Origin of the sequence: Alicyclobacillus herbarius DSM 13609, assembly GCF_000430585.1 — a bacterium.
In the GTDB taxonomy this organism is placed as follows: Bacteria; Bacillota; Bacilli; order Alicyclobacillales; family Alicyclobacillaceae; genus Alicyclobacillus_G; species Alicyclobacillus_G herbarius.
Map to the genome: position 1 here is coordinate 104480 of NZ_AUMH01000003.1, position 15549 is coordinate 120028.

Annotated in this window: 17 protein-coding genes; 9 read left to right on the forward strand and 8 right to left on the reverse strand. The window is 57.5% G+C overall.

The features are described from left to right. Nucleotides 1-9: 9 nt before the first annotated feature. Nucleotides 10-873, forward strand: coding sequence for an ABC transporter substrate-binding protein (locus tag H522_RS17245; RefSeq protein ID WP_081411839.1), 864 nt, complete (start codon nt 10-12; stop codon nt 871-873). Nucleotides 874-960: 87 nt separating this feature from the next. Here H522_RS17245 and H522_RS0103015 read toward each other — a convergent pair whose 3' ends face one another. Together H522_RS0103015 and H522_RS0103020 are read right to left on the reverse strand one after the other, a co-directional pair. Then, entirely contained in the window at nt 961-1737 is a 777-nt protein-coding gene (locus tag H522_RS0103015; RefSeq protein ID WP_026961174.1) for an enoyl-CoA hydratase/isomerase family protein, read from the reverse strand. A 21-nt stretch (nt 1738-1758) separates the two neighbouring features. Beyond that, on the reverse strand, nt 1759-1989 hold the full coding sequence (locus H522_RS0103020; RefSeq protein WP_026961175.1) for a hypothetical protein: 231 nt from the start codon (nt 1987-1989) through the stop codon (nt 1759-1761). 429 nt (nt 1990-2418) lie between these two features. Here H522_RS0103020 and H522_RS17250 point away from each other — a divergent pair, with 429 nt between their 5' ends. Then, complete coding sequence (locus H522_RS17250; RefSeq protein WP_051343752.1) at nt 2419-3777, forward strand: LCP family protein; 1359 nt, start codon at nt 2419-2421, stop codon at nt 3775-3777. Between the two features lie 97 nt (nt 3778-3874). On the opposite strand, the gene H522_RS0103035 is transcribed toward H522_RS17250, so the two are convergent. The 5 genes from H522_RS0103035 to argJ all read right to left on the reverse strand — a co-directional run bounded on the left by H522_RS0103035 (nt 3875) and on the right by argJ (nt 7781). Then, nucleotides 3875-4183 (reverse strand): hypothetical protein, encoded by a 309-nt coding sequence (locus H522_RS0103035; protein ID WP_026961177.1) that lies wholly within the window; start codon nt 4181-4183, stop codon nt 3875-3877. Nucleotides 4184-4237: 54 nt separating this feature from the next. Beyond that, on the reverse strand, nt 4238-4837 hold the full coding sequence (locus H522_RS0103040; protein WP_245577993.1) for a D-glycero-alpha-D-manno-heptose-1,7-bisphosphate 7-phosphatase: 600 nt from the start codon (nt 4835-4837) through the stop codon (nt 4238-4240). Continuing rightward, nucleotides 4794-5285 carry a MarR family winged helix-turn-helix transcriptional regulator gene (locus tag H522_RS17255; protein WP_051343755.1) on the reverse strand — a complete coding sequence of 164 codons (492 nt, stop codon included), beginning with the start codon at nt 5283-5285 and terminating at the stop codon, nt 4794-4796. Before H522_RS17255 ends, H522_RS0103040 begins: the two co-directional genes overlap by 44 nt. Before the next feature lie 220 nt (nt 5286-5505). After that, nucleotides 5506-6477 (reverse strand): magnesium/cobalt transporter CorA, encoded by a 972-nt coding sequence (corA, locus tag H522_RS0103050; RefSeq protein WP_026961179.1) that lies wholly within the window; start codon nt 6475-6477, stop codon nt 5506-5508. An 83-nt stretch (nt 6478-6560) separates the two neighbouring features. Next, the gene (gene argJ / locus H522_RS0103055; RefSeq protein ID WP_026961180.1) at nt 6561-7781 is read right to left on the reverse strand and encodes a bifunctional glutamate N-acetyltransferase/amino-acid acetyltransferase ArgJ; all 1221 of its coding nucleotides are present in this window, start codon (nt 7779-7781) and stop codon (nt 6561-6563) included. 191 nt (nt 7782-7972) lie between these two features. Between argJ and H522_RS0103060 the strand changes: the two genes are divergently transcribed. The 7 genes from H522_RS0103060 (at nt 7973) to H522_RS0103090 (ending at nt 14016) form a co-directional block, all read left to right on the forward strand. Next, a complete protein-coding gene (locus H522_RS0103060) occupies nt 7973-8725 on the forward strand; it encodes a polysaccharide deacetylase family protein (protein ID WP_081411819.1) in 753 nt (250 codons plus the stop codon). 274 nt (nt 8726-8999) lie between these two features. Then, a complete protein-coding gene (locus H522_RS0103065) occupies nt 9000-9794 on the forward strand; it encodes an enoyl-CoA hydratase-related protein (protein ID WP_026961182.1) in 795 nt (264 codons plus the stop codon). Between the two features lie 16 nt (nt 9795-9810). Further along, the gene (locus tag H522_RS0103070) at nt 9811-10602 is read left to right on the forward strand and encodes an SDR family oxidoreductase (protein ID WP_026961183.1); all 792 of its coding nucleotides are present in this window, start codon (nt 9811-9813) and stop codon (nt 10600-10602) included. Further along, entirely contained in the window at nt 10599-11396 is a 798-nt protein-coding gene (locus tag H522_RS0103075) for an SDR family oxidoreductase (RefSeq protein ID WP_026961184.1), read from the forward strand. Before H522_RS0103070 ends, H522_RS0103075 begins: the two co-directional genes overlap by 4 nt. A gap of 118 nt (nt 11397-11514) precedes the next feature. Next, nucleotides 11515-12378, forward strand: coding sequence for a CoA transferase subunit A (locus H522_RS0103080; protein WP_211230637.1), 864 nt, complete (start codon nt 11515-11517; stop codon nt 12376-12378). A 31-nt stretch (nt 12379-12409) separates the two neighbouring features. Next, nucleotides 12410-13270: a CoA-transferase gene (locus H522_RS0103085; RefSeq protein WP_026961186.1), complete on the forward strand. Its 861-nt coding sequence runs from the start codon at nt 12410-12412 to the stop codon at nt 13268-13270. Further along, nucleotides 13270-14016 (forward strand): SDR family NAD(P)-dependent oxidoreductase, encoded by a 747-nt coding sequence (locus H522_RS0103090; RefSeq protein WP_026961187.1) that lies wholly within the window; start codon nt 13270-13272, stop codon nt 14014-14016. Before H522_RS0103085 ends, H522_RS0103090 begins: the two co-directional genes overlap by 1 nt. Before the next feature lie 181 nt (nt 14017-14197). Here the strand turns inward: H522_RS0103090 and H522_RS0103095 are convergent, their stop codons facing one another. Next, nucleotides 14198-15457, reverse strand: coding sequence for a beta-ketoacyl-[acyl-carrier-protein] synthase family protein (locus tag H522_RS0103095; protein WP_026961188.1), 1260 nt, complete (start codon nt 15455-15457; stop codon nt 14198-14200). Nucleotides 15458-15549 lie beyond the last annotated feature (92 nt).

The window sequence follows — 15549 nt, forward strand, 5'->3', positions numbered from 1 at the left end:
AATGTGAAGATGCGTAACCCACGAATCGCGTCACTTTGCCCCAGCAACACCGAACTCCTGTGTGCCCTGGGCAGGGCCGACTGTCTTGTCGCCGTAGACAACTACTCCGATTATCCCGCCCCGCTTGTCGAGAGCCTGCCGCGATTGGGACCGGACCTGCACATTGACATCGACGCTCTGGTCCGGATCAAACCGGACCTGGTGCTGGCTTCTTTGTCCGTTCCGGGGATGGAGCGGGTCGTGCGACAGGTCAAAGAGGCCGGTTTGCCGATGCTGGTGCTGAACCCGACGAGTTTTCAAGATATCTTTGACGACCTGCGGAGGCTGGCTCAGGCACTCGGTGATGAGGTGGTCAAGGACGCGGAAGTGAACGTCATCCGTCCGCTCGCGCAGCGCCTGAACCGGGTCGCGACAGCAACCTCCAAACTCCGGCAGAGGCCCAACTTGTATTTCGAATGGTGGCCCAACCCCATCTTCTCCCCAGCAGGCGCAAATTGGCTCACGGAACTGGCAGAGTTGGCCGGCGGGATCAACATCTTTGCCGAAGATCCCGGACAACAGGTGCGCGATGACGGAAGACGAGTGATTGCGGCCGCTCCCGATTACCTGTTCGCGGTTTGGACGGGTATTCCGCAAGCGAAAGTCCCGATTGAAAAAATCGCACGGCGTGAGGGCTGGGGACAGATCCCCGCTTATCGAAACCATCGCATCTACATCCTGTGCGAAGGACTCTATTGCCGACCTTCACCACGTCTGATGGACGGATTGGAGCAACTTGTTTCCCTCATCCATCCCGACATAGCTCGTCACCTGGGCTTGCCCGAGCCGGCGCGGTACGGCCCCATCCGGAACGCGGACGGCGAGTGGCTATAGGTTGTCCGGACGCGCCTGATAAGACAGGGACCGAGACGAATCACTCGGCTCGGCCCTCGCTGGCGGATAGATCTTCGCTTGTAACCGTTACCTGTGTTCAAAACGCGGCTTGCGTTTTTCCATAAACGCCGAAATCCCTTCGCGGGCGTCCTTGGTTTCAAAAACCTCGCCAAATAATTTGGCCTCAAGGCGCAGCCCCGCTTCCAGGGTTCCTTCCATGCCTTGATCAATCGCCAACTTTGCGCGCCGCACCGACGCGAGGCTGCGTTCCCGAAAAACCTCCACGAACGCAAGGGCGCTTGTCAACGCTTGGCCCTTAGGAACCACCCGATTCACCAATCCGATTTGTAACGCACTCGCGGCGTCAATGGGCTCCCCGGTCAAAATCAACTCCTTAGCCCGGGACACTCCGATTAAGCGCGGCAACCGTTGCGTGCCACCCGCACCAGGGAATACCCCGAGCTTCACTTCCGGAAATCCAATCTGGATTTGTTCTTCCGCGATGCGAAAATCGCAGGCAAGCGCCAGCTCTAAGCCACCCCCAAGTGTCACACCGTTGAGAGCGGCGATGGTGGGCTTGCCCAGCTCATAGAGACGCGTCATCGTCTCGTCAAACTGCAGCGCCATCTCCTCGGCAATGCCTTGGGCGATGTATTCGGGAAACTCTTTGATATCTGCGCCCGCCATGAACGCACGGTTCCCCTGCCCCGTAATGACTACAGCGAATACCTGATTGTCTGTGCCCACCTGGTCCACCGCCGCGCGAATTTTTCGCCCCATATCCACACTTAATACGTTTAACGGCGGGTTGTCCAATGTCAACACGGCGACGCCATTGCGATTTTCTAGGCGTACTTCGCCCATCCCCGTTGTCCTCCCCTCGACTTAATAGCGCTTCCATTCGTCCGGATCGGGCGGCGGCTCTGGATGACGGATTCGCCCGACAAACCGTATGGCGTACCGAACTGCCAAAACCAATGCGCAAATCCCGACGATGGTGGCTCCGAGACGCGTCATAAGCGTCATGATATGAAACATTCGTCCCAACGTGCGGCACAACTCCCAGCCGCCGATGGCGAATGCGGCAAACATCCAATCCGGCAAAAACGGATTCAACCGCCATCCTCCCCATACTTGCGATGTTCACGTGAATACTGCCCACATTATAGCACCGATTCACAGGACGAAAAGTTGGGCTCACCCATCCAGGGAAAGGACGCACGCATTCATTGTATGTGCTTGTTTAAGAGGGTAAAACTTCTATATAATCAGGAGCGAGGTGACTACAAATGGCTCATCAACGACATGTTCACGCTTGTCCGAACTGCAACCATACATGGTTCCGTGAGGAGAAAATTGTACAACTGGACGCCAGTGTCGTGATTCATCCTTCCCTGCCGGTTGAAGGCCGAACGACCAACGTGACGTATCGTTACATATGCGCAAATTGCAATCAAGTATTGGATGAAGATTGGAAGGGTCGTCACGACTGATTGTTGGACACGTGTTTTTTCGATTTTGTTCGAGTGGGAGAGTGACTGAATCATGCCAGGCCGTCCAAAATCGCCGCACCCGTATACCAAAGACCGCCGGAGAACGAGGCGGCGCCGAACTATCCTCTTCACCATTGCGACGGCCTGCGTGATCGGTGCTGCGGGCGTAACCTATTATGCGTTTCAACGTCCTCTCAAGGTCGCGCCTTCCCCCAACGGTTCTACGTTCACGAACCTGGCAGACAAATCCCAAATCCCTGCCGATCCGAATCGAAGCAACATTCTCCTGATTGGCTCGGATACCCGGCCGGGACAGGTGGGTGGCAACACCGACGTTCTGATTTTATGCAGCATCGACCGGGCGCACAACCGCATCGAACTGCTTTCGATTCCTCGGGATACCAAGGTAACCTTCCCGGACGGAGATCAAGGAAAGATTAATGAAGCTTTGTCGTTGGGCGGCCCAGCATTAACGGAACGGATGGTAAGTGACTTGCTCGGCGTGCATATCGATGACTATGCCTTGACGCACTTTGGGGGCTTGGTCCAAATCATCGATACGCTCGGGGGTATCCGTGTCGACGTTCCGGAACGCATGTATTATCGGACCGGGGATAAACAGTATGGAGTCATCAACCTCCAGCCTGGCGTGCAAACCTTGAACGGCGCGCAGGCCTTAGGGTTTGTTCGCTTTCGTCACGACCGTTTGGGAGATATCGGCCGCACCGAGCGCCAGCAGGAGTTTCTTAAGGCACTCTCACAAAAGTTAATGGAACCTACGAACATCATCCGCCTTCCACAACTCATACGGGAGTTCTGGGGAACCATTGATACCGATATGAGCCTGGGACAGGTCATCGATTTGGCGGCTCACGCGAAAGAGTATAAACACTACTCGCTTGTCTCTGAGACCCTACCTGGTTCGTTCCATAACCCTGACCCCACCGTGGCACAGGACGCCAGTTATTGGATTGTCAATCCGACGGAGGCTCGTTATGCAACAAAGCATCTACTGGAATACGGAACCCATGTGAAGGACCCGGTGCAAGACCCATCCGTGACCGAGCATTGGATGCCCGCCGACGGGATGGGGGCAAACGCCCGGATTCGAACCACGTCGACGGGCGATGCAGCTAACGGGAACCGTACGGTAACCTCCACGCCGGCAGGAGATAGCAGCACTGTCAATCCCGATACCAGCACTCCTCCTGTTCCGGACGCAGTAAAGATGGTCGTCTCCGGCCACATTAATGTGCGTTCGGGCCCAAGCAAAGACTATGCCATCATGGGCACGGCAGCGCCAGGGGAAACGCTGTGGAAGCTCGGCGAGACAGGGGGATGGGATAAGGTCCAGCTATCGAATGGTAGCGTCGGATATGTTGCCAGCTGGCTCCTGAGCCCTGCCCAATAGACCACACTTGGACGCCGCAAACGGGCACCAGTCTGGTGTCGGACCTAACCTTCCTGGTGCCCGTTTGCGGCGCTTATAAGACCACCTCAACAGGCCACTATGGCCACCAATAGCCGTGATAAACCTGCATACTCCAAGGGTCTATCCAATCTGGATGCAGGACGGCCAAGGGATACCATGGCCCGTTGACCGGATACCCAGCCGCCACGTTCGCGTCTTTTGAAAGGTTGCGGAGCCAATCCACCTCAACCCGGTACAAATGATGGGGTGAAACCATATGGGCACGCATCCACCAAGGCAGAACGTCTACCGGACTGCCGTACCAGTAGGGGTAGCTCCACATTGGCGGTTGTTCAGCCCATGCATAAGCTCCCTCGAAACTGTCCATGGATTCCGGACCACTCATACCTTGCCCCTCCCAGGTGCCATCGGGAACGATGGCAAGAATCCATGGAGTAACCTATGTATGGAATTTGCCGTTGGTTTGCGTCAAAATCCACTTTGCGGCCTGCAGCAGGTCGATTGCCGTATAATCCGCCGCCGTCTGCGTGGGGAATTCGTGGATGAGGATGGTTTTCATTCCGACAGTCCGTCCGCAAGCCACATCTGTTTCCCGATCGCCCACCATATAGCTGCGGCGAAAATCGAACGCATAACGCCGCTGCAAGTCGTAAAGCATTCCGGGACGCGGCTTCCGACAGGGGCAGCGGGCCCCTGGGGCATGCGGACAGTATGCAATACCATCGATACGCGCGCCTTGTTCCCGCAACTCCTGTTGCATACGCTCATGAATCGCGGCTAAATCAGCCTCCGATAAGTAACCCAGGCCAATGCCTCCCTGATTCGTGGCCACCAACACGTAAAATCCCGCTTTGTTCAGCAAGCCTATGGCCTCTGCGGCATAAGAATAGATATGAAGGTCGTCCGGTCGATTGACGTGCATTCGATATTCATTGATAACGCCATCCCGGTCAAGTACAACGGCAGGTTTGCCTATCCTCCCTCCCATTCTCCCGTCACTGGGAAGACTGTACGCCGTCGGCAGGCGGACGCTGTTCATGACAACCATGCTCCTTGCTGGCTTCATCGACAAGATGGAGAACACGCTGTAAAATACGCAACAGCTCTGCGGCGTCTTCGGGCCCGAGACGCTCCATTACACTGCGCCACTTCTGAATCCGGGCCGCTCGGATGTCCTCCAGCTTCTGTCGGCCTTTATCCGTAATGGCAATCAGTACGACGCGCCGGTCTTCTTCGGATCTCGTCCGATCGACAAACCCCGCCTTGACCAATTCGTCGCACACCTGGGTGACCGCCCCCGGACTGAGCCCGACAACACGTGCCAAATCCGAAGCTTTCGCTCGGTCGCATGCATCCAAATAACGCAGGATAAACATTTCACTTGTAGTCAGGCCGAACTTTTTCACCTGCGAATGTATGTGCGACATTTGTTGAAACCGGGCCATGATGTCTTCGAATTGGCGAACCCAGTGTGCCCCGTCGTTCATCTGTGTTCATCACTCCCATGGTTTGTCCGTACTTATTTTAGCAACCAAACAATCCTAGAGGCAACCTCACCTTTCCATCCGGGGCATCAAAAGAAAAAACGCCGGCCCCAAACATGCCAAGGAGCCGGGTGCCTATTTCCAGTATGTCAGGCAAAAGCAACTCAATACCTGCAAGCTTTACTTAGGATTCAATTTCCGTGCCCGGGTAAGGGACTCGGTCTTAAATCCATTTCCGTCGACGAAACACCCGAAGCATGATCCAGGTGATCACAAACAAGCCGGCCGTGACCACGGCCGTGGCAATCCAACGCTTCTGAAACGGAATCGGGACGTTCATGCCAAAATATCCCGTGATAAGGGTCAAGGTCGCCGTGACCGTCGTGATCACGGTCAAGACGCGCATGGTTTCGTTTGTCTTGGCCGAAACCAGCGACGAATACGTATCCAAAGCGCCGGATACCAAATCGCGAAAGACCTCAATCGAATCGGAAATTCGCTCCAGATGATCCGTAAGGTCCATGTAATACGGGATGTTCTCCTCCTGCACGGCAAATGAATAAGCGGAACCAACATTTTGGAAGATCCGTTTCTTCGGTTGGACCACACGCCGAATTAAAACAATCGTTCGTTTCAAGGAAAGAAACTCTTCGGTGATCTCCATGGCCGGATGCTCATACATCTCGTCCTCAAGTTCATCAATACGAGCCGAAATACGTTCGATGATGGGAAAGTATTCGTCCGTGATGCCGTCGACGATGGAATAGAGTAAGAAATCCGGGCCCTTGTTCATATGAAACGGGTCCCGCAACGACCGGGATGCAATCCGCCCAATGGGTTGAACGGGATGCCGGTGTACGGTGACAATATAATTCTTGGCCAAAAATACGTTTAATTCCTCGGTGGTGACTTCGCGGTCGCTCTCTTCGTCGTATTTCAGTGCATGAAACGTGAAGAAATAGTACTCATCATATCGGTCAACCTTGGAGCGCGGCGAATCATGCAGGCAATCTTCAATCGCCAATGGGTGAAAGTCGAACTTGGCCGCAACCCATTTCAGCTCATCCAGGGTGCAATTATACAGGTCAATCCATAAAAGGCTCTGTTCATCGGCAAGCAAATCCTGCAGGCGCGATAGGTCCACATCATGATACATCCGTTGATCTTGATGATTGTAAAAATACGTCTTAATCATGGGCCTCGCCCCCTCGTATTTGCTGCCATTTCGACATTATATGCCGCCGGATTGTCAACCGTCAATTGAGCCCTGCAACTCCATTACGTTCGATAATCTGCGTTAATCCGCACATAATCGTAGCTGAGGTCGCATCCCCAGGCGGTGGCTTGTCCAGCGCCGTCTCTCAGCTCCACGTAAACCTGTACCTCATCGGCACTCAGAACACGTTCGGCCAACGCCTCGGAAAACGGCACCGGTTCTCCGTCCTCAAGCAATAGCACTTGGCCATACGGACTCACAAACTCCATGCGAACCTGATTTGGTTGAAAATCAGCGCCGCTATAACCCAAAGCCGCAACCACCCGGCCCCAATTCGCATCCCGGCCAAAAATGGCCGCCTTAACCAGGTTGGAGGATACGACCGACTTGGCGAGTCGACGTGCCGTTTCTCTATCGCGTGCACCGGTTACCTGAACTTCCAACAGCTTGGTCGCGCCTTCTCCATCGCGTGCAATCTGCTTCGCTAAGGAAACCATCACGGCGGTCAGAGCCTCGACAAACGTGTCATACAGACCGGACCCTCGACTTATCGGGCTGGCCCCGGCCTGTCCGTTGGCCAACAAAAACACGGTATCATTGGTGCTCGTATCCCCATCCACAGAAAGCATGTTGAACGATGCATCCGCCCCCCTACGCAGGGCGTCCTGTAAGTCCCCCGAGGCCAGACTGGCATCGGTCGTGATGACGGCCAACATCGTGGCCATGTTCGGATGAATCATTCCGGAGCCCTTGGCCATCCCGCCAATTGTGACCGGCACCCCGTCCAGCTCGATTCGCACCGCCGCTTGTTTGATGACCGTGTCCGTGGTACGGATCGCGTCGGCGGCTCGTGCATCGTGCTCCTGCCCCCGACCCAACCGACGATTCAAGCCACAGATTCCTGCCCGAATGCGTTCCATCGGCAGCGGCACGCCGATGACCCCGGTGGACGCAACCAGAACCTCTTCCGCCCCGACCCCGAGCTCTTCCGCCGCAGCGACGGCCATAATCCGCGTGTCCAACTCGCCCTGCCGGCCTGTACAGGCGTTCGCATTCCCGCTGTTGATCAGAACAGCTCGCACTGTTCCTTGCTGCTCGACAATCCGACGTGACCAGCGCACAGGCGCGGCCTGCACGACATTGGTTGTAAACACCCCGGCTGGCTGCGCGGGAACCTCGCTGACAACCAACGCGAGGTCATCCCCAGACGATTTCACTCCAGCCCGCCCAGAGGCAGCGACAAAGCCTCTCGCTGCGGTTACGCCGCCCAAAATCCACTCCATCGTCTCAACCACCATTCCGCAAGTGTAGTGCCATGTCCTGCATCGAGATCGCGCAAAGGCACGCCATGGACACACGTGTATAGGTTACTACCTACGCACGCATAGGTCGAGCAAAACTTCGTCGGCCCGATCAAACGGCACCTTTCGCCACAAACACCCATATCTTAATGACCGACGAGGGAGGTTTTACAATGTCGGGATTCCACGAAGGCTACGAAGGACCATGGGCTCGCCAACAGCCGATCCACCAACACGGTCCAGAAAGCTCAGCTGAGCGTCCGCCACGGCCGCAGCATATCGACTGGCACAGCCGTTATCCGGACCTCATCATCCTGCAGGGACCCGCTACGGAACGGGCGGTGGCGCTGACCTTTGACGATGGCCCAGACACGGAATGGACCCCACAAATCCTATCCATTCTCTCCAGCGAGCAGGTTAAGGCGACATTCTGTTGCGTGGGGCAACGCGTCCGCAGCAACCCGGATGTCTTGCGACGCATCACCCGCGAGGGGCATGTTGTCGCCAATCACAGCTACCATCATCCGAATTTGACAAAGATAACGCGGGAGCAGATTCGAACCGAGATTACGAGCACGAATCAAGCCATCGCGCAAATCATCCACCGTACGCCCAGGTTTATCCGTCCGCCGTACGGAGCCTTGAACCGGACCGTCATCGAGGTGGTTCAGGAACTCAACATGAAAATCTTGTTTTGGAACGTGGATAGCCTCGATTGGGCAGGGCTGACCGGACCCCAGGTGGCGGCCAACGTGCTCTCGCACGTCTCGCCTGGGTCCATCATCCTCATGCACTCGGCCGGAGGGCGCGGCGAGAGTCTCCAAGATACTGTGGACGCACTGCCGTATATCATTCATGTCTTGCGCCGGGAGGGGTATTCGTTCCGCACGGTGTCCGAACTGCTTGGTCAACCCGCGTACCAATGATGCCCGGCTGGGACGAACCATTTCCATTTCCGTCGGAGGCCAAAACTTTGGCTGAATCCGTACCCAGCACGCGGGCGCGGGCGAAACACAGAAGGGTAAACAGATAAACTTCCCCCGGAGGATGGCGGCATGGGTTGTCCATGCGCCATGTTTTTATAATAAAATAGGGATCGTTAAAATAGGGATCGTTCACAGCTGTGCTTGTGTTCTGCGGTAGCCTGAGCGGCTGCTGGACATGCACTACGTGCACGTCTGTATGCTAGGGAGGTCTGGAATGGAATATCAAGAAATTCTATATCAAGTCGATGGGGCGGTTGCAACCATCACCCTGAACCGTCCAGAGGCCTTAAACGCGCTTACGCGCACGATGCGCCGCGAACTGTTGGACGCATTGGAACGAGTGGCGCAAGACCGGCAGATTCGCGCGCTTCTCATCACCGGGGCTGGCCGGGCGTTCTGTGTCGGCCAGGATGTGCGTGAACTCGCTGATTATTATGAACAAAATGGACCTGAGCTGGGCCGCGTCGTGGACGAAGAGTACATACCCATTGTTCGGCGCCTGCGCTCCCTGCCAAAGCCTTGCGTGGTCTTGGTCAACGGCGCCGCGGTCGGCGGCGGATTGGCACTGGTTTTGGCTGCCGACTTTCGCATCCTGCATACTAAGTCCAACCTGTCCCCCGTGTTCGTGAAGGTAGGACTGGCTCCCGACACGGCTGTGAGCTTTTTGCTCTCCCGCGCCATTGGACACGCGCGAGCGACGAGCCTAACCCTGAGGGGAGGGACCTTGACGCCGGAAGAAGCGGTCGCATGCGGATTGGCCGCGAAAGTCAACTCCTCCATGGACGAAGCCTGGGAGGAAGCCCACGCCCTATTGGCCGAGTTGGCAGCCGGCCCCACGCGGGCATACGCCGAGATTCGCCGCTTGTATGATTTGGCGGCTGCCCATTCATTGGAGGAAACGCTTCAGTTTGAACGGGAAGCGCAAGACCGCTTGGCGCACACAGGGGACCATCAGGAAGCCGTGGCTGCGTTCTTGGAGAAACGCCAGCCGAAATTTTCTGGTCAATGAGGAAAGGAGAATCCACATGCATAAACCTATGTTGCCTGGAGATACGTTCCAAGGACAGACCGCGGTCATTACGGGCGGTGGCACCGGCATCGGTCTTGGCATCGCCAAGTACCTTTCGCAGCTCGGCGCCCGCGTCGTGTTGGCCAGCCGTAAGGCCGAAAACCTGGAAAAGGCGGTGGCGGAAATCACTGCGGCCGGCGGTGAAGCCTACGCCGTCCCGACCGATGTCCGCGATCCCGAACAGGTCGATCACCTCATGAACACCGCCGTCGAGAAGACCGGCCGACTCGACATCCTGGTCAACTCGGCCGCCGGCAACTTTATTGTGGACAGCGAGAAATTGTCCGTGAACGGTTGGAATGCGGTCGTCGGCTCTGTACTCAACGGCACCTTCTATTGCACCCGCGCGGCCGGCTTAAAAATGATTGAATCGAAAAACGGCGGCCGCATCCTGTCGATTGTCGCCAGCTACGCTTGGACAGGCGGCCCGCGCACCGTCCACTCCGTGGCGGCCAAGGCGGGGGTTGTGGCGATGACGCGGACCCTGGCCGTGGAGTGGGCCCACTACGGCATCCGAGTCAACGCGGTCTGCCCGGGTCCGACCGACACCGAAGGGGCGCGCCCGCTCTGGGCCGATCCGGCCGACGAAGCGCGCTTGAAGGCGAAAATCCCGGTTGGACGTTTTGCGGATGTCACCGAAATCGCCAATGCCGCCACCTATCTGCTGTCGCCTTACGCGGATTTCGTCAACGGGGAGATTTTCGTCATTGATGGCGGAGAATGGCTCGGAAAGGGTTTGACTTCATGAACGAGTTGTTGCACGGAAAGGTTGCTCTTATCACCGGAAGCTCACGGGGCATCGGCCGCGCCTCGGCGATCGCCATGGCGCAGGCCGGCGCCGACGTGGTGGTGCACTACAACCGGCAAGCCGATTTGGCGCAAGAGGTCGTCCGGGAGATTCAGGGCCTGGGCCGACGCAGCGTCGCGGTGCAAGCCAACCTCGAGTCGAGTGAAGACATCGAACGCATGTTTCAAGTAGTTGGTGAGACCTTTGGCCAGCTCGATATTTTCATGGCCAACGCCGCCGCCACGGCCTTTAAGCCAATTTTGCAGATGAAGCCTCACCACATCGACCGTACGTACAAGCTCCTGATTAACGCCCTGGTCGACGCGGTGCAACGCGCGGTTCCACTCATGCAGGGCCGAGCTGGGCGGATTATCACGGTCTCGGGACACGGCACCGACTTTACGCTTCCTTTGTACGGCTCTATCGGATCCGCCAAGGCTGCCGTGGAAGCCTTGACCCGGTATCTGTCCTATGAATTGGGGCCGCTTGGCATCACCTGCAACGCGATTGCGCCAGGTGTCGTCGCCACTGACTCGGCCCGTTTTTACATGGGGGATTCCTACGCCGAGTTTGAGCGTGAAGTCAGCCGTCATACCCCCCTCGGACGCTTAGCCACCCCCGAAGACGTCGCCGATGTGGCCGTCTTTCTGGCCAGCGACCTGTCACGCTTTATCACCGGCCAGGTGATTCGCGTCGACGGCGGGCTCACCCATACCTCCGGCCCGTTTGAAACCACCAAAGACCTGCGTCCGTAACGAATGCATCACCGGAGTGGCCGCCCAACGCAAGCCCGGGCGGCCGTTGCCAGCCAACGAAAATGGAGGTTCACACAACCTCTACAAAAACCAACAATGCTAAGGAAGGTGACCACTATTGGACAAGCGGATGACGGTTGACCAAGTCATCGCCGACATTCCGAACGGATCGACCGTGGCCATCGGCGGCTCTTCCCTCTCGCGCAAGCCCATGGCGCTCATCCGGGCGCTCGCGCGAAGCTCGGTCAAAGACCTCCGCCTCATCGTCGATGTCGGCGGGCCGGACGTCGACCTTTTATTAGGTACCGGTTCCGTCGCCGAAGTGATTTACGCATTCGTGGGTTTTGAAGTGCTCGGACTTGCCCCGCACTTCCGCCGCGCCCGTCAAAAAGGAACGGCCCGCTTCGAAGAGTGGACCGAATACACGGTCATGGCCGGTCTCGACGCGACCATCAAGCGCGTTCCCTTCCTCCCCACACACGCCGGGCTGGCCACCGATGTGTTGTCGGTCAACCACTCCTTTCGCCGCTTCAAAGACCCGTTCCACGGGGAAGAGCTGGTGGCTGTGCCCGCCCTGAAACCAGACGTGGCCTTGATTCACGTCAATTACGCGGATGCCAAGGGAAACGGCGTGATTCTCGGCGACGGGCATGTGGACGTCCTGTGCGCGAAAGCGGCCAGACGTACATACATGTCTTGTGAGCGGATTATCTCCTCGGACGAACTGCAGCGTTATGGACGTGACGTACAGGTCCTGCGTGTGCACACCACGGGTGTGGTGGAGCTACCATGGGGCGCCCACCCAACCGGCTGCGCGCCTGATTACCGTGCGGATCTGCGTCATCTGCAAGATTACTTGAAGTACTCCGCCAACGAGGACGCCTGGCGCGAGTACGCCGAACACTACATCTATACGGATCAATCCCGTTACCTGGAGCGACAAGGGGGCGTCGAGGCCTTAGTCGCGCGGTTGAAAGTCTGACAGAACGACACACACGGAAAGGAGAATCCGTATGCCACTGGATGAGACGTACGCGCTCGACGAGTTTCTCATCACCACGATGGCTCGCCAATTCAGCGGCGAAGTCATGGTCAGTTCCGTGACCGCCTTTGGGGCCCTGTCTGCGCTCCTGGCAAAGGCCCGTTACGCCCCCGACCTGGCGGTGTTGGCGACGCCTGAGTCCGGCATGGAAGTTACCCCGATGCCCACCCTCAGCTTGGGGCAATTCCTCACCGACGCGCAGCGGGGGATTCCGCTTACCATGGAGGAAATCTTCGACGCCATCTTCACAGATCACTTTCGCATTTGGATTAACCCAGCCCAGATTGATCGACATGGCAACACCAATATCAGCGTCATCGGCGACTGGCAAACACCCAAGGTCGCCATGGTGGGATCGCGCGGAATTCCGGAAGATACCAGCCATCTATCGCAGATCTTCTACTACGTCCTCAACCACAGCAAGCGCACCATTGTCGAGCAGGTCGATTTCCGCAGCGGCGCCGGCACGGGGCCGGAACGAGACGCCCTGCTCGGGCCGCACGGTTCGCCGACCGTGCTCGTGACCGACTTAGGGGTGTTTGACTTCACCGGACCAGGTGGAACCATGGCCATTCGTTCCCTGCATCCCGGAGTCACCCTGGAGGAAGTCCAGGAGAAGAGTGGCTTTGAGCTCTATGCACCAACCAGCATCCCGGTGACGGAGCCGCCCAGCCAAGAGGACATCGACATCATTCGGAAGGCCGATCCCCTCGAAGTTCGTAAGCTTGAACTCCTTTCTGGCCCAGAAGCTGCCGAACGCTTTGTCACCATTTATGAACGGGAGCGGCAAGCCCTGCATGCAGCCTGGCCGCGCTTGGGGAGAATCGGCTGATGGCAAACGGAAAGCGGGTGCTCATCACCGGCGGCGCTCAGGGCATCGGGTTGGCGACGGCGGAATTGTTCTTGGAACGCGGTTATGAGGTGGCGATTTGGGCTCTGCACGAGGACAGTGTCAACAAGGCTGTGTCAGCCCTAAACGGCCGCGTCTTCGGGCAGGCGGTGGATGTCGGGAACGAAGAGCGAGTACGCCAGGCGTACGCCGAGCTCACGTCTTCGTTTGGGCCCCTCAGCATCCTGGTCAACAATGCGGGATATACGTTGACGTCCCGCTTTCTCGACGAGGAGTCAAGCTATTGGCGGCGGGTGGTCGACACGAACCTGTGGGGAGTGATTTACACCACTCATGCGGTCTTGCGGGACATGGTGGCAGCCGAGACCGGCAGCATTGTCAATGTGGTCTCCGACGCTGGGCGTGTGGGGATGGCAGGGGAAGCGGTCTACGCAGCCAGCAAAGGCGGCGTAGTCGCGTTCTCCAAATCGATTGCCCAAGAGGTCGCGCGCCATCACATTCGCGTCAACTGCGTGTCGCCAGGTCCGACACGCACGCGTATCTTGGAGATGAACAGCGAGGCAGAGGACGCGCAAAAATTGATTGACAAAATGATTCGGCGCATCCCTTTGCGGCAAATTGCCGAACCCAGGGACGTGGCGGAAGCGGTCGTTTTTCTGGCCAGCGACGCGGCCGCGCAAATAACCGGCCAGGTACTCTCCGTCTCGGGCGGGCTGACCATGGTCTAGGAGCCCTACTCCTGGCAGCGAATGGAACCGGCGATAACCACAACATCCGGATACGAAAGGGCTGTCCCTCCCTCAGCTTATGATGGGTTCTGGGACAGCCCCTTCTTTATCATGCGAGCGACACAGTGTTCGTCCCATGGGTCCTATGTAAGTTGCAATAAGAGTCCGTGTTGAGGTCGTCTTATGCCTCGTATCGTTTCCACAACAGGACGCCGTTTTGGCCGCCAAAACCGAAAGAATTGCTCAAGGCGAAACGAATCGCCTGCGGACGCGCCTCGTGCACCAAATTCTTCGGCGTTCCCTCTTCCGGGTTCTCACAGTGGAGATTCGGCGGCAACCAGCCAGTCTCAATGGCCTTCACACAGGCCAAGCTTTCGACGCCACCGGCCGCGCCCAGCAGGTGCCCGATGGAACCCTTGATGGAACTGACGGGGATGTGGTCCAAAGACTCCCCAAACAACTGCGTCAAGGCTTTGATTTCCGCCGTATCGCCGGCCTTAGTCGAAGTGGCATGAGCGTTGATGTAATCGACCTCCGAGGGCTTGATGCCTGCTTGTGCGAGGGCCATCTTCATCGCGGCTACCGCGCCAGTGCCTTCCGGATGTGGGGCAATCTGATGAAACGCGTCATTGGAGGTCCCATAGCCAACCAACTCTGCATAGATGCGAGCGCCACGCGCCAGCGCACGTTCCAAGGGCTCAAGAACCAACACCGCAGCCCCTTCGCCCATGACCATGCCGGATCGGTCTACATCAAACGGCCTGGACCAGGTCGACAGGTCCTCCGGTCCGTGGCTGACAAGCGCACCGGAAGCCCGCAGCCCAGCTAACAACGTCGAAGCAAACAGGCAGTCGCTGCCTCCGGCCAATGCCACATCCAAGCGCCCGCTTTGCAGCCAAGTTGCCGCCTCCCCGATGGAGTTTGCGGAGGAGGCGCAGGCGGTCGTATACGTAAGTACGGGTCCTTCAATATCGAAATGAATCGCCACAGAACTTCCCGCCGCGTTTGGAATCGACTTCGAAACCAGCCGCGGCTCCACGCGTGCGTGGGCGTCTTTCGCTAAATCGGTCGCTGCGTCATCCATATTGCGAATGGACCCAAAGCTGGTGCCCATAAAAATCCCCGTTCGATCCGCACGAGTTTGCGGATTCCAGCCTTCCTCGGCGGCAAGACCTGCATCCCGTACCGCCTCCATAGCGGCGACCAAAGCCATCTGGCTAAAGCGAGCCGTATCCCGAACCGTCTTGCGGGCGAGAAAGTCGGATGGATTAAAGTCCGGCACATTGGCCACAACCGGCGCCCACGGCTGCAAAACCGGGTCCTCTGTGGCCCGAACAGCGGACCGATTTTCGATGATACCGCGCCAGAAAACGTCAACGCCGACGCCGTGCGGCGTCACAGCCCCCAATCCCGTAACCACAATTCTTGCCGATGATGTCAACGTATAACTCCCCTTACAATGATGAACCGTCAATTCGTAATCGACGTCGCGAAAATCACGCACAGCGTCATAATCCGTGCACAACGTCTACA